This window comes from Deminuibacter soli, assembly GCF_003412455.1.
Taxonomy (GTDB): domain Bacteria; phylum Bacteroidota; class Bacteroidia; order Chitinophagales; family Chitinophagaceae; genus Deminuibacter; species Deminuibacter soli.
This window is the reverse complement of sequence record NZ_QTJU01000001.1, coordinates 690,125-708,930: the sequence shown is the minus strand read 5'-3', so window position 1 is coordinate 708,930 and position 18,806 is coordinate 690,125. Positions and strand designations below refer to the sequence as shown.

The 18,806-nt window shown below is 48.3% G+C and carries 17 protein-coding genes; 6 read left to right on the top strand and 11 right to left on the bottom strand.

The window, feature by feature from the left end; all coding sequences use genetic code 11:
- Positions 1-60: 60 nt before the first annotated feature.
- The 9 genes from DXN05_RS02955 to paaA form a co-directional block, all read right to left on the bottom strand.
- Positions 61-498 carry a hypothetical protein gene (locus tag DXN05_RS02955; RefSeq protein WP_116845704.1) on the bottom strand — a complete coding sequence of 146 codons (438 nt, stop codon included), beginning with the start codon at positions 496-498 and terminating at the stop codon, positions 61-63.
- Positions 499-787: 289 nt separating this feature from the next.
- Positions 788-1,780 carry a GTPase ObgE gene (obgE, locus tag DXN05_RS02950; protein WP_116845703.1) on the bottom strand — a complete coding sequence of 331 codons (993 nt, stop codon included), beginning with the start codon at positions 1,778-1,780 and terminating at the stop codon, positions 788-790.
- 98 nt (positions 1,781-1,878) lie between these two features.
- Positions 1,879-2,148 (bottom strand): hypothetical protein, encoded by a 270-nt coding sequence (locus tag DXN05_RS02945; protein WP_116845702.1) that lies wholly within the window; start codon positions 2,146-2,148, stop codon positions 1,879-1,881.
- 285 nt (positions 2,149-2,433) lie between these two features.
- Positions 2,434-3,042 carry an acyltransferase gene (locus DXN05_RS02940; RefSeq protein ID WP_116845701.1) on the bottom strand — a complete coding sequence of 203 codons (609 nt, stop codon included), beginning with the start codon at positions 3,040-3,042 and terminating at the stop codon, positions 2,434-2,436.
- A gap of 127 nt (positions 3,043-3,169) precedes the next feature.
- On the bottom strand, positions 3,170-3,949 hold the full coding sequence (locus DXN05_RS02935) for an enoyl-CoA hydratase-related protein (RefSeq protein ID WP_116845700.1): 780 nt from the start codon (positions 3,947-3,949) through the stop codon (positions 3,170-3,172).
- A 21-nt stretch (positions 3,950-3,970) separates the two neighbouring features.
- Positions 3,971-4,477 carry a 1,2-phenylacetyl-CoA epoxidase subunit PaaD gene (gene paaD / locus DXN05_RS02930; RefSeq protein WP_116845699.1) on the bottom strand — a complete coding sequence of 169 codons (507 nt, stop codon included), beginning with the start codon at positions 4,475-4,477 and terminating at the stop codon, positions 3,971-3,973.
- Positions 4,478-4,489: 12 nt separating this feature from the next.
- Positions 4,490-5,296, bottom strand: coding sequence for a 1,2-phenylacetyl-CoA epoxidase subunit PaaC (gene paaC, locus DXN05_RS02925; protein WP_116845698.1), 807 nt, complete (start codon positions 5,294-5,296; stop codon positions 4,490-4,492).
- A gap of 27 nt (positions 5,297-5,323) precedes the next feature.
- Positions 5,324-5,608 carry a 1,2-phenylacetyl-CoA epoxidase subunit PaaB gene (paaB, locus tag DXN05_RS02920; RefSeq protein WP_116846374.1) on the bottom strand — a complete coding sequence of 95 codons (285 nt, stop codon included), beginning with the start codon at positions 5,606-5,608 and terminating at the stop codon, positions 5,324-5,326.
- Positions 5,609-5,627: 19 nt separating this feature from the next.
- Positions 5,628-6,578, bottom strand: a complete 951-nt coding sequence (gene paaA / locus DXN05_RS02915; protein WP_116846373.1) for a 1,2-phenylacetyl-CoA epoxidase subunit PaaA — start codon at positions 6,576-6,578, stop codon at positions 5,628-5,630.
- A 298-nt stretch (positions 6,579-6,876) separates the two neighbouring features.
- Here paaA and DXN05_RS02910 point away from each other — a divergent pair, with 298 nt between their 5' ends.
- The 6 genes from DXN05_RS02910 to DXN05_RS02885 all read left to right on the top strand — a co-directional run bounded on the left by DXN05_RS02910 (position 6,877) and on the right by DXN05_RS02885 (position 16,925).
- Positions 6,877-9,975 carry a SusC/RagA family TonB-linked outer membrane protein gene (locus DXN05_RS02910; protein ID WP_116845697.1) on the top strand — a complete coding sequence of 1,033 codons (3,099 nt, stop codon included), beginning with the start codon at positions 6,877-6,879 and terminating at the stop codon, positions 9,973-9,975.
- A gap of 8 nt (positions 9,976-9,983) precedes the next feature.
- Positions 9,984-11,513 carry a RagB/SusD family nutrient uptake outer membrane protein gene (locus DXN05_RS02905; RefSeq protein WP_211329965.1) on the top strand — a complete coding sequence of 510 codons (1,530 nt, stop codon included), beginning with the start codon at positions 9,984-9,986 and terminating at the stop codon, positions 11,511-11,513.
- A 109-nt stretch (positions 11,514-11,622) separates the two neighbouring features.
- Positions 11,623-12,981, top strand: coding sequence for a glucoamylase family protein (locus DXN05_RS02900; RefSeq protein ID WP_170148862.1), 1,359 nt, complete (start codon positions 11,623-11,625; stop codon positions 12,979-12,981).
- A 93-nt stretch (positions 12,982-13,074) separates the two neighbouring features.
- The gene (locus DXN05_RS02895) at positions 13,075-13,740 is read left to right on the top strand and encodes a GDSL-type esterase/lipase family protein (protein ID WP_116845695.1); all 666 of its coding nucleotides are present in this window, start codon (positions 13,075-13,077) and stop codon (positions 13,738-13,740) included.
- Between the two features lie 14 nt (positions 13,741-13,754).
- A complete protein-coding gene (gene bglX / locus DXN05_RS02890) occupies positions 13,755-16,043 on the top strand; it encodes a beta-glucosidase BglX (RefSeq protein WP_116845694.1) in 2,289 nt (762 codons plus the stop codon).
- 156 nt (positions 16,044-16,199) lie between these two features.
- Entirely contained in the window at positions 16,200-16,925 is a 726-nt protein-coding gene (locus DXN05_RS02885) for a hypothetical protein (RefSeq protein WP_116845693.1), read from the top strand.
- A gap of 53 nt (positions 16,926-16,978) precedes the next feature.
- Here the strand turns inward: DXN05_RS02885 and paaE are convergent, their stop codons facing one another.
- Both paaE and DXN05_RS02875 read right to left on the bottom strand, forming a co-directional pair.
- Positions 16,979-18,058, bottom strand: coding sequence for a 1,2-phenylacetyl-CoA epoxidase subunit PaaE (gene paaE / locus DXN05_RS02880; protein ID WP_116845692.1), 1,080 nt, complete (start codon positions 18,056-18,058; stop codon positions 16,979-16,981).
- A 27-nt stretch (positions 18,059-18,085) separates the two neighbouring features.
- On the bottom strand, positions 18,086-18,676 hold the full coding sequence (locus tag DXN05_RS02875) for a TetR/AcrR family transcriptional regulator (RefSeq protein ID WP_116845691.1): 591 nt from the start codon (positions 18,674-18,676) through the stop codon (positions 18,086-18,088).
- Positions 18,677-18,806: the final 130 nt, after the last annotated feature.

The window sequence follows — 18,806 nt, the reverse complement described above, 5'->3', positions numbered from 1 at the left end:
CAACCTATTTTTATTGTTGATGGTTTCATTTGTTTGTGACGCAAATGAAGTGGTCACCAGTTAGAGTTTTGTAACTACTACTTCCTCAATGAGCCGGGTGGCGCTGTTGATAACGAAACGCTGTTCAGTTTCATTGTCCTGTGAGCGGAGAATGAACGTTGGTTTCATTTCGTCCTGCTCTTTCAGGATTTTTACTTTTTTAGAGAAATTCTTGTCGCTGAATTTACCCTGGTACAGTACTTCGTTTTCATCGTTTTTGATGATGATCTCGAATTTATTGGCATTGGGGTTCGCGAAGTTAATGTTGAACCAAACGCTGTTGTCGTAAGTGCCAAGGTATTGGATTTCGGCTTTTTTTACGGATGTGCCTACTGAATCAACACTGTTATTGTAAGTGTTTGCTTTGCTTGATGCGGGCAGGGCCAGGGTTACTACTGCTGCGATACCGGCTGCCATCAACACCTGTTTCAATACTACACGGAATGATTGTTTTTTCATAACAATAATTTTTAGCGGTTTAATAAAAGCGGCAAAAACAATCCTATCACATGCTAAATCAATCGTGAACGCCAAGGCGTTAATCAATGCAATCGGCGGAACAAGCAAACGGTGGGAACTATTCGATCGAAAAGGTTCTGCGAAGAAAGGTGAACTGTTCGTTCGCTGAATTGTGTACTGCAAATATACTGAAGAGAAGTAATATTTGCCTTGTATTCACAAAAAATTAATAAACAAACAGCTGTATGTATCAAAATGCAGCTGTTTGTTTAAAGAAAATGATATATAGTTATTTGTTTAATATTTCCCAGAGCTGGTCTTTCAATTCGCTTAGTCCCTTATTGGTAACAGAGGAAATGAAGATATGGGGAACATTGCCTGGCAATTCCTGGCTGATAGCGGCTTTCAGCTCATCATCGAGCATATCGCTTTTGCTGATGGCGATCATGAAATCTTTCTGCAGCAAATCGGGATTGTATTGTTCCAGCTCGCTGACCAGGATATTAAATTCTTTCATGTGATCGTCACTGTCTGCCGGGATCAGGAACAGCAGTGCAGAATTGCGTTCAATGTGGCGCAGGAAGCGGTGGCCAAGGCCTTTGCCCTCTGCCGCACCTTCAATAATACCGGGTAAATCAGCCATACAAAACGAACGGCCATCACGGTATTCAATCATGCCCAGTTGCGGGGTTAAGGTAGTAAATGCGTAATCGGCAATTTTAGGGCGTGCGGCAGTAATAGCGCTTAACAAGGTTGATTTGCCTGCGTTGGGGAAGCCTACCAAACCAACATCGGCCAATACCTTCAGTTCCAGAGATTTCCAGCCTTCCACACCGGGTTCACCGGGTTGTGCATGGTCGGGCACCTGGTTGGTAGGGGTGGCAAAGTTGGAGTTACCCAAACCACCGCGGCCACCTGGCAGCCAAATAATTTCCTGGCCGTCTTCCAGTATTTCGGCTTCCATTTCGCCGGTTTCTTCGTCACGGGCTACTGTGCCGAGCGGCACTTCAATAATCACATCGTTGCCGGTACGACCGGTACAGTTGTTTTTGCTGCCGTTTTCGCCGTTTTCGGCGAGTACGTTTTTATAGTAACGCAGGTGTAATAAGGTCCACAGCTGCTGGTTGCCTTTCAGAATAATGTGTCCGCCACGTCCGCCATCACCGCCATCCGGCCCTGCCTGGGCGTTGTATTTGGTGCGGGCAAAATGCCTGCTGCCAGCGCCGCCATGCCCGCTTTTGGCAAAAATGCGGATGTAATCGATAAAGTTCGTCTTTTCCATCTGGCTGCAAATATCTGTAATAATTGTTGCATGGCTTTATGGTTTTATTGTTGGGTATAAACCATCAAACCATCAAGCCATCAAACCATCAAACAATTTTACCTGATTCCCGTGATTTCGAAGTATTCGCCGTATTCATGTTCCATGAGTTGCATGGCTTTGAGGTTGCCGCTTACGATAACGGGTTTGTTGGGCTGGCGGTAGCCGTTGGGGAGGTTGCAGGGAAGCAGGCGGAGATTCTGGCGTTCGCAGTAGATAACGTAAACAGGAATATCATCGTTACCAATATTGCGCACAATGCCGTTGGCCTGGCACAGCGTATCAATGGTGGTGCGGTGGCGTACAAAGTCGTAGCGTTTGCTCTGCAAAACTTTGCGGTAACAAATGCCAATGCAGACTAACAGCAGTAGTAAAACCGGTAAGCGCATATGCTAAGTTCCACCTCATGAGGCATATACCGTACCGGAAAATATTATTGAATTATTAAAATCTAAGGAAATAACTGTTGTAACGCTGACTGGGGGTAATGTTCTGTTGTAGCATACCGTTTTGGCGCAAATAGTAGTATCGCCCGAAGATCGTCGGGGGGTCGTTCGAGGATCGTTCAAGGCCTTGTTGGTGCCAATGGCGGGAAAATGTCTTTTCAGGCTATACTAACCGGGGCTATTGTTTTGCTGTTGCCAGGGCTGGTACGATGTATTATTCACCGGTGATTGCCTGTTTGCGGGCATTTCGGCGAGTGGCTCGCAGGGGTGCCAGTGTGCGTGCATATCACCGGGCAGTTGCTGGTAAATAGCGGTACCGGCTGTTTTCCAGGCGAGCATTTCATCACTTACTTCCTTAATAATTTTAGCGGGGTTACCGGCAACCACACTTCTTGCCGGGATGATGGTGCCTGTTTTTACAAAACTTAATGCGCCTACAATACATTCATCCCCGAGATCTACATTATCCATCAAAACACTGTTCATACCTACCAGGCAGTTGCGGCCAATGGTGGCGCCATGTACAATAGCGCCGTGGCCAATATGCGCAGCTTCTTTCAATACAACCGTAACGCCGGGAAACATGTGTATGGTACAGTTTTCCTGCACATTGCATCCATCTTCAATAACAATGGCGCCCCAGTCGCCCCGTATGGCTGCACCGGGCCCGATGTATACATTTTTACCGATGATGACATTGCCTGTTACGGCAGCCTGCGGGTGTACAAAAGCGGAAGGGTGTACTACGGGAATAAATTCGTTGAATGCGTAAAACATGCGAAATAATTGATGCGTGTGTAAACAATGCAGTTTAGTTAAGCTCTTTTTTCACGCAAGGCGCGCAATGGAGCAAGGGCGCAAAGGCGTATGCAAAGCACTTAACTGAACGTCGTTAGGTGTATAACTATGAACCTGTAAATACGGGTGTTCTTTTTTCCATGAACGCCTGTATGCCTTCTTTAAAATCTGCCGTGCGGGCGGCCTGTTGCTGCAACTGGTCTTCCTGGTGCAGCTGGGTTTCCAGTGTGTTGCTGAGGCTGCTGTTCATGGCCTGCTTGATGAGTGCGAGCGCATGCGTAGGCATGGTTGCCAGTTGTTTGGCAATAGCCATGGTTTGCGCGGTGAAGTTTTCTTCGGGCAGGGTTTTATAAATCATGCCCATTTGTGCAGCTTCGGCTGCGCTTACTTTGTCGCCCAGCATAGCTAATGCAGAAGCTTTTTGCCAGCCAATCAACCGTGGCAGAAAGAAGGTGCCGCCGCTGTCAGGTATCAAACCTATTTTAGAAAATGCCTGGATAAAGCTGGCGTTTTCGGCTGCCAGTACAATATCGCAGCAAAGCGCAATGTTGGCGCCTGCGCCTGCGGCCACGCCGTTTACAGCGGCCACCACTGGTTTGCCGAGCCGGCGTATCTGTAGAATAACCGGGTTATAGTGTTCACTTAAAATGCGCTGCATGCCTGGTCCGTCGGGGTCGGTCACTTCTGCCAGATCCTGCCCGGCAGAAAAGCCTTTGCCTGCACCGGTGATATGTACACAACGCACTTCGGGCGAGGTGTGGCAGGTGTGCAGCAATTGTTGCAGCAGCAGGGCCATTTCGCGGTTAAAGGAGTTGAGTTTGGCAGGCCTGTTCAAGGTGATGCAGGCAACCTGATCTTCGATAGAGAATAAAACGGATGCGTCCATGGATGGGGGCAGTTTTAGGTGTTAATGGCATTTGAAATAATCAAACGGCTCGTGGCAGTCGTTGCACTGGTACAGCGCTTTGCAGGCCGTGGCGCCAAAACGGCTGATCATATGCGTGTTGTGGCTGTTGCAGCGTGGGCAGGGCACGGCCTCTTCGCGCTGAAATGCATCGGGTGAGCATACCTGCTGCAGGTGCAGCGGCGGGGCAATGCCATAGCTTTTGAGTTTGTTTTTGCCTGCCTCGGTAAGCCATTCGGTTGTCCATGCAGGCGAAAGGCTGGTATGAATATGTATATCGTGTATGCCTTGCTGTAACAGGGCCAGCCGTATGTGCATACGGATAGCATCAACAGCAGGGCAGCCGGAATAGGTAGGGGTAATGGTGATGTGCACTTCGTTTTGCTGCACGGTTACTTCGCGTACAATGCCCAGGTCAATTACAGACAGCACGGGTATTTCCGGGTCGTGCACGGTTTCCAGTACCTGCCATATGTTCGCCGTTGTTAACGGTTGCGGGCTTGTTGTCATAGTTTATCGGGTTTACCATTCACTGCCGGGGTAGGCGCGTTGTAAAAACTGCATTTCGGCGAGTATAAAGCCAAGGTGTTCCGTATGTACACCTGTTTTACCGCCGCTGTGCAGGCCTGGTTGCGTAACCGGGACAGACAGCGTAGCTTCCGAAAATATATGTTGTATTCTGCCAAGACAATCCTTTTCAATGCTGCCCGGTGTAACACCATAACCGGCAGATACAGCTTCCTGTTCAAAGGCTGCGGGTTGAAACAATTCATGCGTGTAGGGCCACAAATCGGCGGCAGCCTGCTGCATGCGGGTTTTGCTTTCCGCAGTACCATCACCAAGGCGGATCACCCATTCACTGCTCCAGCGCAGGTGATAGGTTACTTCTTTGAGCGATTTTATGGCAATGGCCTGCAGCTGTGTGTCGTTGCTATGCTGCAATTGCTGATAGAAATAATATTGCCAGCAGCTGAAGAAGAACTGTCGCAATACCGTTTGCCCCCAGTGCCCGTTGGGCTGTTCTGCAAGCAGGCAGTTGCGGAAATCCCTTACATCGCGCAGGTAGGCGAGATGATCTTCTGTAACAGGCGCCGATGGATTAAGTTGGTTATACAATTCCGCTGCATACTGGTACAGGTGGCGTGCCTGGCCCAGCAGGTCGAGTGCGATGTTGGATAAGGCGATATCCTGTTCCAGTGCAGGGCCATGGCCACACCATTCGCTGTTGCGGTGACCCAGTATCAATGCATTATCTGCCAGGTACAACACATAACTGATACGCGCGTTGGTGTTGATAATGGTTGTATCGGGTAATAAAGATGCGGGCATTGTTTGCATGTTGTGTTGCGGGTTTGGTTACATATGCCTGAGCTCGTCGGGCAAATCGTAAAACGTGGGATGCCGGTAGGCCTTGTCGTTCGCGGGATCGTACAGGCTTTCTGCGTCATCGGGATTGCTGGCGTGTATATCGCTGCTTTGCACCACCCATATGCTTACACCCTCCATACGGCGGGTGTATACATCGCGGGCATTTTCAATGGCCATCTGCGCATCTGCTGCATGCAGGCTGCCCACGTGTTTATGATCAAGTCCCTGTTTGCTGCGGATAAAAACCTCCCACAAAGGCCAGTCTGTATGCATGGGTGTATTGTTTGTGTTATCAGGCTGCGGCAGCCTTTGTTTTTTGTTTGGCGGCATGTGCTTCTGCAGCTTCGCGTACCCATTCACCATCGTCCCAGGCTTTGCGGCGGGCATCGAGGCGTTCTTTGTTGCAGGGGCCGTTGCCGTTGATCACCTGGTTAAACTCGTCCCAGTTAATGGGGCCAAAGTCGAAATGACCGGTGGTTGCATTCCATTTCAACAGCGGATCGGGCAGGGAGAAGCCGAGAATAGTTGCCTGTTCTGCGCAGATATCTACAAACTTCTGCCGCAGCTCGTCGTTGGTGAAACGTTTAATTTTCCAGCGCATGCTTTGCTGCGTATGGGGTGAGGAGGCATCGGGCGGGCCAAACATCATCATGCTGGGCCACCACCAGCGGTTAACGGCATCCTGTGCCATTGCGCGCTGCTGCGGGGTGCCGCGGCTAAGCGTGAGCAGAATTTCAAAGCCCTGGCGCTGGTGAAAGCTTTCTTCCTTGCAAATGCGCACCATGGCACGGGCATAAGGCCCGTAACTGTTGCGGCACAAGGGCACCTGGTTCATAATGGCAGCACCGTCTACCAGCCAGCCAATGGCGCCTATATCGGCCCAGCTAAGCGTGGGATAATTAAATATGGACGAATATTTGGCCTTGCCGTTGTGCAGCTGCTGGTACATTTTTTCGCGTGAAATGCCCAGTGTTTCTGCTGCGGCGTACAGGTATAGGCCATGGCCTGCTTCATCCTGCACTTTGGCGAGCAATATGGCTTTGCGCTTTAACGATGGGGCGCGGGTAATCCAGTTGCCTTCGGGCAGCATGCCTACAATTTCACTGTGCGCATGCTGACTTATCTGCCGGATGAGTGTTTGCCGGTAAGGTTCCGGCATCCAGTCTTTCGGCTCAATTTTCAACTCCCTGTCCAGCTTGTCCAGGAACACCTGGTCGGGGCACGTGATCTCGACTGTTTCCATGATGCGCTGTTTGTTCCAAAAATACGCTTTTTTTGACAATCACTAACGTTTGTTAGTTTGTAAATATACATCAAATTCTACGCTACGTATGTGCAACAATTCGCTTATAATGCTTGTCTTTGTAGTGTTTAATGCGCAACCTATTGTCTGGTCAAAATCCAACTGCACCCCGACCTTTAACAACACCCTCATTGTTCTGAGCAACCTGCCGTAAATAAACCAAGATGGTTTCGGATTTTACCGGTATGCATTTAATGCAATACAGTGTACCGGTGGCTACTTAATTAAACACATTCCAATGAAGTATTTATTACAACACCCTCCGGTGCACCGCACCGGGCGCCGGCATGCTGCTGCCGGTTTGCGTGCCTTGTTTCTGCTTGCCGGTTGCTGGCTGCTATTTACGGCTGCTGCCTATGCCGGGTACTACGATGATATTACCATTCGCGGCAAAGTAGTGAATGAAACAGGCGCGCCACTGCCCAATGTTTCCATACAGGTAAAAGGTGGTACCAAAGGAACCACCACCAATAATACGGGTGACTATGCCATTACGGTGAGTGACCTGTCTATTCTGGTATTCAGTTATATTGGTTACGACAGCGTAGAGCAGTCTGTAACCGGTAAAACCATGATCAACGTAACCCTTACCCCTTCGGGCGGGCAACTGGGCGATGTGGTGGTGGTAGGTTATGGTACACAACGCAAAAGGGATTTAACCGGTGCGGTAGCCAGCGTGAAGGGGGAAGAACTGGTAAAACAACCGGTGCAAACAGCTACACAGGCATTGCAGGGCAAGGCTGCAGGCGTGCAGATTATCAGTTCGGGTGCGCCCAACTCACAGCCTACGGTACGCATCAGGGGTACGGGTACCATGCTGGCAGGTGCAGACCCGCTGTACGTGGTAGACGGGGTGCTAACAAATGATATCCGCAATATCAATACAGCCGACATTGTAAGCGTAGACATTTTGAAAGATGCGTCTTCACAGGCTATCTATGGTTTAAGTGGTGGTAACGGTGTTATCATCATCACTACCAAACAAGGTAAAACCGGCAAGCCGATGGTGAGTTATACAGGCTCGGTAGGTACCCGCAAAATAGCCCGCAAAGTGAAGCTGGCTGATGCCCAGCAATATGCCGATTACCAGAAAGATGCCACGCCATCGCTGGTGATACCCTCCAATCCTTCGAATACAGACTGGTACGATGCAGTGCTGCGTACGGGCATAAATACCAACCAGGTAGTATCACTCTCGGGTGGTACGGAAGCGGTGAAATATTATTTCAGCGCCGGTTATTATGAAGACCAGGGTATTATTATCGACAACAAGTACAGGCGCTACAGCCTGCGCTCGAACAACACTTACAGTATTAACAATAAGCTGAAGCTGATTACGCAGGCATCGTATACCAACGGTAAAACCAATGACGTAAACCTGGTGGGTGCTTACAATGATGCATACCGTGCCTCACCGGTTATTCCATCGAAAATAGGCGGGCGTTATGGTAATACTTCCGCATTTCAAAATGTAGGTAACCCGGTGCTGGACATAGAAAGCGTAAGCAATACTTTATATGATAACAGGCTGCAGGGCGCATTCGGACTGGAATACAAACCCATCCGTTCGCTTACACTGAAGTCGATGTTTAATGCAGACTGGTACAATGCCAACCGCAAAACGTATAACTACCAGTTTTATCAAACCGGCGATACCACTACCTTTTTAACACAGGGTGGTAACCAGCGCAATGATTTAAGTCAGCTCACCAACCGCAGGGATAACAACTTTATCTATACCTGGGATAATACGGCTACGTACACCAAATCGTTTGGCAAAAGCGATCTTACCGTGCTGGGTGGTTTCCTGGTATATGGTGCGCACAATGAATATTTAACAGGTGCGGTAAAAAACGTGTCGCCTAATCCTGACCTGTGGTACCTGTATGCCGGCGACCCAACAACGGCCACCAACGATAACCTTGCTACCATTACACATAAGATATCTTACCTGGGCCGTGTGAACTATGCATTTGATCAAAAGTACCTGCTGACAGCTTCTGTGCGTTACGATGGTACGTCGAAATTTTCTACGCAAAACCGTTATGAAACCTCGCCATCAATAGGTGGTGCATGGATTATATCGCGCGAGAAATTCATGGACAACCAGAAGTTGTTTAACCTGCTGAAATTAAAAGCCAGCTGGGGACGTGTGGCCAACGACAATATTGACCCATCGCTGTTTATTGTAACCGCCACGCCGAATATCCCGTATTATTTTAACGGGCAGATTCTGCAGGGTACGGCGATACAGGATATCAAAGATAAAAATCTTCAATGGGAAACGCTGCAGGAAACTGATTTCGGACTGGAATTCGGCATGCTGAAAAACAAGCTGACCGGTGAGTTTACGTACTACAAAAAAACAACGAAGAATGCGTTGATTAAAGTAAACATACCGGGTATACTGGGCGACCCTGACGGGCAGTATATTACCAATGCCGCCTCATTCAGCAACAAGGGTTTTGAATTTGGCCTGAACTGGAAAGATAATATCAGTAAAGACTTTCACTATACAGTTGGTGTAAACGGAACTTTCAATACCAATAAAATTGATGACCTGAAAGACGGGCAGCCTTTGTTTGACGGTGCTGTGGGGCAACAGAGTTATGTGACATACTCATACCAGGGGGTGCCGATTGGTACATTTTACGTGCTGCAGTCACTGGGCGTTTTCCAGAGCCAGGATGAGATCAACAACTACAAGGCCAAAGACGGCACGCTGATACAACCGGATGCGAAACCTGGTCAGCTGAAATATGCCGACCGCAACGGCGATGGTAAAATAACGCCGGACGATCGCTTTAATGCAGGTTCTTATCAACCCAAGTTTTACTTTGGTTTTAATTTCGGTGTGAATTATAAAGCATGGGACTTGTCTGCTGATTTGTATGGCAACCTCGGCAACAAAATATACAATGGTAAAAAAGCCTACCGTTACGATAGCCGGGATAATGTAGAAGCGGATTATTTCAACAAACGTTTCAGTGCAAACCATCCGTCAACCACAGACCCGATCACCATTGACCAGAACACACCTGCTTCTACCTATTTTGTAGAATCGGGTTCGTTTTTGCGCATGAACAACCTCACCCTTGGTTATACACTTTCATCCAAAGTGCTGGGTGAAAAATTCCCTGCCAGTTCCATAAGGTTTTACCTCACTTCGCAAAACCTGTTCACCATAACAGGCTATTCGGGTTTTACGCCTGAGCTGGTGGGCAGCACCACCTCGGCCACAACGGGCAATACCAGTCCGCTGAGCGCCGGTATTGAACTCAATGCCTACCCCACGCCGCGCACATTTGCTTTTGGTGTTAATGTAAACTTTAAATGATTTGATGTATGAAACGACTTAACCATAAAAAATACAGGTTTGCTTTATCAGCCATAGCAATGGTGTTAGTGGTGGCAGTATCCTGTAAAAAGTTTTTGAACGAGCCCCCGCAGGGACTGGTGTCTGAAGATGCCATTAAAACAGATCCGCAGGCAGCCGTAAACCTGGTGGCAGGCGCTTACAACGCGCTGTGGCTGGGCGATGCATTTGGTACAGATGTGCATAGCTTAAACTATGTGATTATGACGGAAGTGGCATCTGACAATGCAGACAAAGGCAGTTCGCCGGATGATTATGGTCCTGCGAAAGACATCGATAATTTCACGCTCACTTCTACAAACAGCATTGTCAATAACATCTGGAAAGGGTATTACCAGGCCATTGCACGTGTAAACCAGGCATTGGATAAACTGCCGTTAAGTCCGTTGCCCGATGCACAAAAAAATGCATTGATTGGTGAAGTGCGCTTTCTGCGCGCCTATTTCTATTTTAACATGGTACGCTTTTTTGGCGGGGTGCCGCTGATTGATAAAGTGCCTGATGCTTCGCAGGCCAACAGTGATCAGTACCAAACACGTGCATCGGCAGATTCAGTATATAATTTCATTATCAGCGACCTCACCTTTGCGGTGAATAATTTGCCTGTAAAAGAACAATCGCAGGTGGGTAAAGCCAACAAGGGCGCGGCTGCCAGCCTGCTGGCCAAGGTATACATGTACCGTAAAAACTGGCCGCAGGTACTAAGCCTCACCAATGAAGTAATAGCAGGTACATACGGCAGTTATGATTTATATCCTACGTATGAAGATATCTGGCGCCAGAAAGGAGAAAACTCGGTTGAATCTATTTTTGAAGTGCAGACCGGTGTAAATGCCAACTGTAAAAATGCGATTCAATTGTACACCGTTTGCCAGGGCCCGCGCTCAGGCGGCAAAGGTGGGTGGCAGGACTTGGGTTTTGGATTTAACACACCATCGCAAAGCCTGGCAGACAGCTATGAACCTGGTGATAAAAGAAAAGCAGGCACCATTATTTTCATTACCGCTACGGGCACTACTTTGTGGGATGGTTTCAGGATACCCGGACAGGATTCTGTGCAGAACACCATGTACAGCTATAAAGCCTACCACAGCCGTACGGCAGAAGACAATTGCGGTGTTACGGATTATTTACCCAAGAACCTACGCATACTGCGTTTTGCAGATGTGTTACTGATGAATGCAGAAGCAGCCAATGAAACCGGTGATATGGGGCTTGCCTTAAGCAGCTTAAACAGGGTGCGTGCGCGTGCCGGTTTGCCTGCAGTGCAGGGTGTATCGCAAGGCCAGCTGCGGGATACCATCTGGCATGAGCGCCGTGTTGAACTGGCCATGGAGCATGACCGCTTTTTTGATATTGTGCGCCAGGGCACTGCTGCCAAATGGCTGCAGGCGCAAGGCAAAAACTTCCAGGCCGGCAAGAATGAAGTGTTCCCCATACCCAGCGATCAGATCGCACTCAGCAACGGCAGATTGAAACAGAATCCGAATTACAACTAATGTATTGTTGCAGATACTATGCGCTGTTGCATGTGTGCGCTTGGTGTGTTTTATTCAATGTGAGCTTTGCGGTTAACACTGCAAGGCTCACTTCATAAATTCAATGAACATGATGCGATTATCAAAACATTTGCTATTGCTGTTGCTGCCGGTATGTGTGTATGCGCAGAAGAAGGGTAAACCCGCTGCTGCAAAGGGAGAGGCGAATGTTACAAGGCTCGCGAATTTATCGGATACGGCATTGCTTGAATTAACGCAGCGCCAGACCTTCCGCTATTTCTGGGAGTTTGCGCACCCGGTAAGCGGGCTGGCACGCGAGCGCAGCAATGTAGCCTATAATTACGGTGATGAAGTAGTAACCACAGGTGGTTCGGGCTTTGGTATTATGGATATTGTAGTAGCTGCCAGCCGCAATTGGATAACGCGCGAAGAAGCTACGGCGAGACTGCGTAAGATAGTTGACTTTTTATGGAAGGCCGATAGTTACCATGGCATATTTCCCCACTGGCTGAATGGAGAAACCGGTAAAACCATTCCTTTCAGCAGGAAAGATGATGGCGGCGATTTAGTAGAAACTGCCTTCTTATTCCAGGGCCTCTTATGTGCAAGACAATATTTTAACGGGAACAACAACGAAGAAGCGGAGCTGCGTAACCGTATTAACTGGTTATGGGAAGGAGCGGAATGGAACTGGCATACGCGTGGCGGACTGGATTTGCTGTACTGGCACTGGAGCCCGAACAATGGGTGGAGTATGAACTTTGAACTGCGCGGCTGGAATGAAACGCTGATCACCTACATTCTTGCTGCCGCATCGCCCAAATATGCCATAGATCCGAAGGTGTATCATCATTGCTGGGCAGAGAGCAATCATTTTAAAAACGGCAAAACATTCTACGGCATTACTTTGCCACTTGGGTTTGATTATGGCGGCCCATTGTTTTTTACACACTACTCTTTCCTGGGGCTTGACCCGCACGGTTTAAAAGACCAATACGGCGATTACTGGCTGCAGAACCTGAATCATACGCTGATTAACTATGAGCATTGCGTACGTAATCCCAAAGGATACAAAGGTTATGGCCCCAACTGCTGGGGACTTACCGCAAGTGATAATTACGAAGGCTATAACGCGCATTCGCCGGAAAACGACCTGGGGGTAATAACGCCAACAGCTGCCTTATCTGCTTTCCCGTATACCCCGGCGCAATCTATGCGGGCGCTGCGGTATTTTTATGATTCTGTAGGCAGTAAAATATGGGGGCCGTATGGTTTTACCGATGCATTCAGCGAAGAGAAAAACTGGTATGCCAGCGCTTACCTGGCCATTGATGAAGGGCCAATTGTGGCAATGATTGAGAATTACCGCACGGGCTTATTATGGAAATTGTTTATGAGTTGCCCGGAAATACAGTTCGGGCTGAAGCGGCTGGGGTTTGAGAGCCCTTACCTGAAGAATATTGAATGAAGAACAAATGGAACAATTAAACTATCAAACAATTGAACCTTCCCCCATGAACTTTTATAGCTTTGTGTAACAATAACCGCATAAATTCACTACATGAAAGCTTTACTGAAACGGCTGCTTGCGTTTGCCTGCATGTACCTGCTGCAAACGGCTGCTTTTGCGCAATATCCTTTCTGGAACGATATCCAGGCATTTAAAGTCAGTGATAGTCTCAACATGCCGGAGCCCAACAGCATATTGCTGATCGGCAGTTCAACCTTTACCAAGTGGACGGATGTGCAGGATTATTTTCCCAACCAGGTAATGCTGAACCGGGCGTTCGGTGGCTCTACTTTGCCTGATGTGATCCGTTATGCAGATGATATTATCTTTCCCTATCATCCCAAACAGATATTGATTTATTGTGGCGAGAACGATTTTGTTACATCAGATACCATAACGGCTGAAACCGTTGCAGACCGTGCTATACAGCTGTTCCGGCTGATACGCCGCAAGCTGCCAACGATAGATATTGCCTATGTTTCAATAAAGCCCAGTCCGAGCCGCCAGGCATTGTGGCCAAAAATGGTGGCTGCAAATGCGCTGATCAAAAACTATTTCAACCTGCAGGTGCATGCAGTTTTTATAGATGTATATGCACAACTGCTTACGCCCGATGGGCAACCACGTCCGGAATTGTTTGTAGCCGATATGCTGCATATGAATAAAACGGGCTATGGCATTTTACAGAAAGCCATAGCGCCTTATTTGATACCATAACCCAACAAGGAATTATGAAAACAGGTAAACAGTTAGTTCGATTGCTTGCAGGAACACTTATGGGTGCCCTGCCTTTGCACAGCATGGCGCAGGATGCGAAGATGAACAGTTATGTGAGTACGCTGATGCAGAAAATGACATTGGAAGAAAAGATTGGTCAGCTGAACCTGGTATCAGTTGGCTTTGATGTAACCGGCCCTATTGTAAGCCAGGATGTGGATAGTAAAATCAGGAAAGGCCAGGTAGGCGGCGTGTTCAACACCTTTACACCGAATGCCGTTCGCAAGCTGCAGGAGCTGGCGGTAAAAGAATCGCGCCTGCATATACCCCTGCTTTTTGGTTATGATGTGATTCATGGCCACAAAACTATTTTCCCGATTGCATTGGGTATTGCCAGCACCTGGGACATGGGGCTGGTGGAGCAATCTGCCAGGGTAGCCGCTACCGAAGCCAGTGCCGATGGTTTAAACTGGACGTACTCGCCCATGGTGGATATTGCCCGCGACCCGCGCTGGGGCCGTATTTCGGAAGGAGCAGGTGAAGACCCCTGGCTGGGAAGTGAAGTAGCCAAAGCCATGGTAAAAGGTTACCAGGGTAATGGCTTTGATGGCAACAACACGGTACTCTCCTGCGTAAAACACTTTGCGCTATACGGCGGCGCAGAAGCAGGCCGTGATTACAATACGGTTGATATGAGCCGCATTAAAATGTACCAGTACTACCTGCCACCTTACAGGGCTGCTGTTGATGCGGGTGCAGCCAGTGTAATGACTTCCTTTAACGAAGTGGATGCCGTACCTGCTACTGCCAACAAATGGCTGATGACCGATTTGCTGCGCAAGCAATGGGGCTTTAAAGGCTTTGTGGTAACCGATTATACAGCTGTCAATGAAATGACCGCGCATGGCATTGGTGACCTGCAGCAGGTATCGGCCCGTGCATTGAATGCAGGGGTGGATATGGACATGGTAGGCGAAGGTTTTTTAACCACGTTGAAGCAATCGTTGCAGCAGGGAAAGGTTAGTCTTACCGCGATTAACGATGCCTGCCGCCGCATACTGGAAGCGAAATACAAGCTGGGTTTGTTTACTGACCCTTACAAATATTGCAGTGAAGACCGTGCTGCCAAAGAAATCATGAGTGCAGAACACCTGGCTGCTGCACGTACGGTGGCCGAGCACTCTTTCGTGTTGCTGAAAAACGCGCAGCAGGTATTGCCCCTGCAACAGTCTGGCACGATTGCACTGATTGGTCCGCTGGCGAATAACCAGCGTGATATGATCGGCAGCTGGAGTGCAGCGGGCGACTGGAAAAAAGCGGTAAGCATTGCTACAGGTATCAAAAACCTGGTAGGCGATAAAGTAAACGTATTGTATGCGAAGGGAGCCAATCTGCTGGATGATACAGCCATCTTAAAACAGCTTAACGCCAATGGCGGAGAAATAGTGGCCGATGCAAAAAGCCCTGAGGCATTGCTCAATGAAGCCGTTAGCACCGCCAAACAGGCCGATGTAGTAGTAGCTGTATTAGGTGAAGCATCCGGCATGACAGGCGAGGCGGCCTGCCGCAGCAATATTGGTATTCCCGATAACCAGGAAGCGCTGTTGCAGGCACTGGTGGCTACAGGCAAGCCTGTGGTGCTGGTATTGATGAATGGCCGCCCTATGACGCTGGGCTGGGAAAATGCGCATGTAAGTGCGATTCTTGAAACCTGGTTCCCGGGAATTGAAGCAGGCAATGCAGTGGCAGATGTATTGTTTGGCAAATACAACCCTGCAGGCCGTTTAACAGCCACCTTCCCGCGTAGTGTGGGCCAGATACCTGTTTACTACAACCACAAAAACACCGGCCGGCCTTATGATGGCAAAAGCAATGAAAAATACAAATCACGTTATCTTGATATACCCAACGATCCACTATTCCCGTTTGGGTATGGGTTAAGTTATACCAGTTTTACTTACGGCGATGTGCAGCTGGATAAACAAACTGTAACAGGCAACCAGGCATTACAGGCAAGTATTACGGTAACCAACAGCGGTAAATACGCAGGTGAGGAAGTAGTGCAGTTGTATATCTCCGACCCGGTTGCCAGCGTAACCCGTTCGGTAAAGGAGCTGAAAGGTTATCAGAAAATAATGCTGCAGCCCGGTGAAACCAAAACAGTAACGTTTGCGGTAACACCTGAGCTGTTGAAGTTCTATAACAGCGATTTGCAATATGTGTGGGAGCCGGGTGAGTTTATCATACAGATCGGTACCAACTCACAGGATGTACACAGTGCAAGCGTGAACTGGACGAAGTAATCAATTCGATATGAAGTAAAAAGGAGCGCCTGGCGCTCCTTTTTTATTTAATGTTCTTTCACTAAATGCCCGGTCTTTTGAAATTTATTCTGCATCTTTAAACTATTATCAGCACAGATAATCTATAACCTCTAATTCTTAAAAAAACCTACATCCATGAAAGTAACCCAAATGCTCTTTCAGGGCAGGCAGGTACAAGCGCTGCTCTGCGCTGCCTGTTTTGCATTGCTGCTCACTTCCTGTAAAAAGAATGAATCTGAAGCGACTGCCGGCACCGAAATAACCACAGATGATGCGGCAGACATGATTCAAACCGCTGTAAACCCGGAAACACTTGGTATTACAGCACAAATGCGTACGACCACTGTTTATTCCAATGCACGCAATTTCCAGTGCAGCATTGAAAGCGATACCACTGCTACAGGGCAAGGTACGGTTGGTGCAGCAACCTACAGCTATTATTTTAACTGGGCACGCCTGTACAAATGCGATCTGCAAACACTGGTGATCAGCTACAACGGCAACACCAGTTATGATGTGCCCCTGCTGCTGTCTGGCACAGATACCAGTTTTGCAACATTTACCGTTACCGGTTTAAAAGATACCAGTTATAAAATGGATGCTACTTACGAGCGCTTTGGCACCCATACTTCGCACCTCCGCAATAAAAACACTTTTAACGGCCATACCACCATTACGGCCAAAGCATTGCCGGTAAGTAAAATAACCGGTGAAATAGAAAGCGGTACGGCAGCTGTTACTTTTACAGGTGCAGGCACAGGCGGTACCAAAGTAAACTTAACAGGAACCCTCACTTTCACGGGCAACAAAAAAGGTGTGCTGGTGCTTGGGGGGAATTATACACGTAACCTGAGCTGGTAAGTGTTGTTGCAATCATGAAAATGAAAGAGCCATCCCAAACAGGATGGCTCTTTTTATCGCGCATCAAAATCCACCACCACATTTTCACTGGTGGGGTGCGATTGGCAGGTGAGTATAAACCCGGCAGCTATTTCTTCGGGTTCCAGGCCGTAGTTTACATCCATTTCAACCGTGCCTGATACCAGTTTGGCCCTGCAGGTGCAGCATACACCGGCCTTACAACTGTAGGGCACATCCAGTCCGTGGTGCATGGCCGCATCCAATATGTTTTCGCCGTTGTAATCCAGTTTAAAATCGAGGCTGTTGCCATCGAGTTTAACCGTAACCATGCTGGCGGGTTCGTTATCTGCTGCGCTGTGTTGCGGTGCAGCAGCGCGTTTACCGCTTTCGGTAGTGAAGAGCTCTATATGAATTTTTTTACCGTCAATGTTTTTGCCGAGCAGGAAGCTTTTTACGCAGAAAATCATGTCTTCAGGGCCACAGATAAAAAATTCATCGCTGTTGCTGTCCACCATGCGGTTCAGGTTAAACAGCTGGTCGCATTTGGCAGCATCAATGCGGCCGGTGTTCAATGTGGCATCGGTTATTTCGCGGCTCAGCACATGAATAATGCTGAAGCGGTGCATGTATTTATTTTTCAGCGCTTCCAGCTCTTCCTTAAAAATAATGGAATGCCTGGTGCGGTTGCCGTATACAAGGGTAAAACTGCTGGCCGGTTCGGTTTGCAGTATGGTTTTGATAATGCTGATAATAGGTGTAATGCCGCTGCCTGCGGCAATGCCTACATATTTTTTCCGGTGTCCTGCATCGAGCGTGGTGTGAAACTTGCCCATGGGGGGCATCAGCTCTATGGCATCGCCAGGTTGCAAGGATTGGTTGATGTAGGTAGAAAACAAACCGCCGGGTACTTCTTTGACTGCAATACGCCATTCCTGCTCCAGCGGGGAACTGCACAGGGAGTATGAGCGGCGCACTTCTTCACCGTTAATGCTGGCACGCAGGGTGAGGTACTGGCCTTCCCGGTAGGCAAAAGCGGGTTGCAGTGATGCGGGAATAGTGAACGATACCGATACGCAATCGGCAGTTTCCCGGCGTATATCCTTTACGCTGGCTTTTTCAAAATGTACAGACATGCAATCGTTTTGTTTGAATTGGTACGGCTAGTTGCGTAACCCGTCTACCAGGATGGTTACCATGTTTTTTTCCAGCTCTGCGGCATCGATTTTCTGTTTGGAACGGTGCCATGATTCAATACCGCTGATGGCGTGCAGTATTACCAGAACGGCAGTTGCTGCATCAATGCTTTTGATATCGTTGTTCTGGATGCCCTGCTCCACAATGGCGGTGAAACGCTTGCGGTAGTTGCGGCGCTGGTTATGGTAGTTGCTGAGATAAGGATCGCTGAGATGACGCCATTCGCGGTCGCTTACATATACTTCTTCATAGTTTTCTACCATTTGCCTGATATGAAAACGGATAAGGCGTTCAATTTTGGCAATGGCCGAAACAGGCTCGTTTTCCACTGCATACATATGCTCCATGTAGTGATTGGCCACATTAAAGCAGATATCGTGCAGCAGCTCGGTTTTGGAACGGATGTGGTTGTACAGGCTGGCTGCTTCCACACCTACTTTTACTGCCAGGTCGCGCATGCTTGCAGCCTTGTATCCTTTTTCACGGAACAATGCAGCAGCAGCTTTGGTAATTACTTCCCTCCGGGTAACGTCTTTATTTGTTTTGATACGTGCCATAAAACAAAAGTAAACAAAGAGAGAATGTGCGAATGTGCAAATTTGAAAATGTGCAAATGAGAAAAAGCAGTAAATGGATGTGCATTTATTATAATATGTGTTTTTAAGCGCATTTTCAAACTTTCAAATT

Coding starts and splice junctions, on each gene's coding strand:
- DXN05_RS02905 (WP_211329965.1), top strand. CDS start 9,984: ATGAAACGACTTAACCATAAAAAATACAGGTTTGCTTTATCAGCCATA.
- DXN05_RS02875 (WP_116845691.1), bottom strand. CDS start 18,676: ATGGCACGTATCAAAACAAATAAAGACGTTACCCGGAGGGAAGTAATT.
- bglX (WP_116845694.1), top strand. CDS start 13,755: ATGAAAACAGGTAAACAGTTAGTTCGATTGCTTGCAGGAACACTTATG.
- DXN05_RS02895 (WP_116845695.1), top strand. CDS start 13,075: ATGAAAGCTTTACTGAAACGGCTGCTTGCGTTTGCCTGCATGTACCTG.
- DXN05_RS02935 (WP_116845700.1), bottom strand. CDS start 3,949: ATGGACGCATCCGTTTTATTCTCTATCGAAGATCAGGTTGCCTGCATC.
- DXN05_RS02900 (WP_170148862.1), top strand. CDS start 11,623: ATGATGCGATTATCAAAACATTTGCTATTGCTGTTGCTGCCGGTATGT.
- obgE (WP_116845703.1), bottom strand. CDS start 1,780: ATGGAAAAGACGAACTTTATCGATTACATCCGCATTTTTGCCAAAAGC.
- DXN05_RS02910 (WP_116845697.1), top strand. CDS start 6,877: ATGAAGTATTTATTACAACACCCTCCGGTGCACCGCACCGGGCGCCGG.
- paaC (WP_116845698.1), bottom strand. CDS start 5,296: ATGCCCGCATCTTTATTACCCGATACAACCATTATCAACACCAACGCG.
- paaE (WP_116845692.1), bottom strand. CDS start 18,058: ATGTCTGTACATTTTGAAAAAGCCAGCGTAAAGGATATACGCCGGGAA.
- DXN05_RS02940 (WP_116845701.1), bottom strand. CDS start 3,042: ATGTTTTACGCATTCAACGAATTTATTCCCGTAGTACACCCTTCCGCT.
- paaD (WP_116845699.1), bottom strand. CDS start 4,477: ATGACAACAAGCCCGCAACCGTTAACAACGGCGAACATATGGCAGGTA.
- DXN05_RS02955 (WP_116845704.1), bottom strand. CDS start 498: ATGAAAAAACAATCATTCCGTGTAGTATTGAAACAGGTGTTGATGGCA.
- DXN05_RS02885 (WP_116845693.1), top strand. CDS start 16,200: ATGAAAGTAACCCAAATGCTCTTTCAGGGCAGGCAGGTACAAGCGCTG.
- paaA (WP_116846373.1), bottom strand. CDS start 6,578: ATGGAAACAGTCGAGATCACGTGCCCCGACCAGGTGTTCCTGGACAAG.
- paaB (WP_116846374.1), bottom strand. CDS start 5,608: ATGCATACAGACTGGCCTTTGTGGGAGGTTTTTATCCGCAGCAAACAG.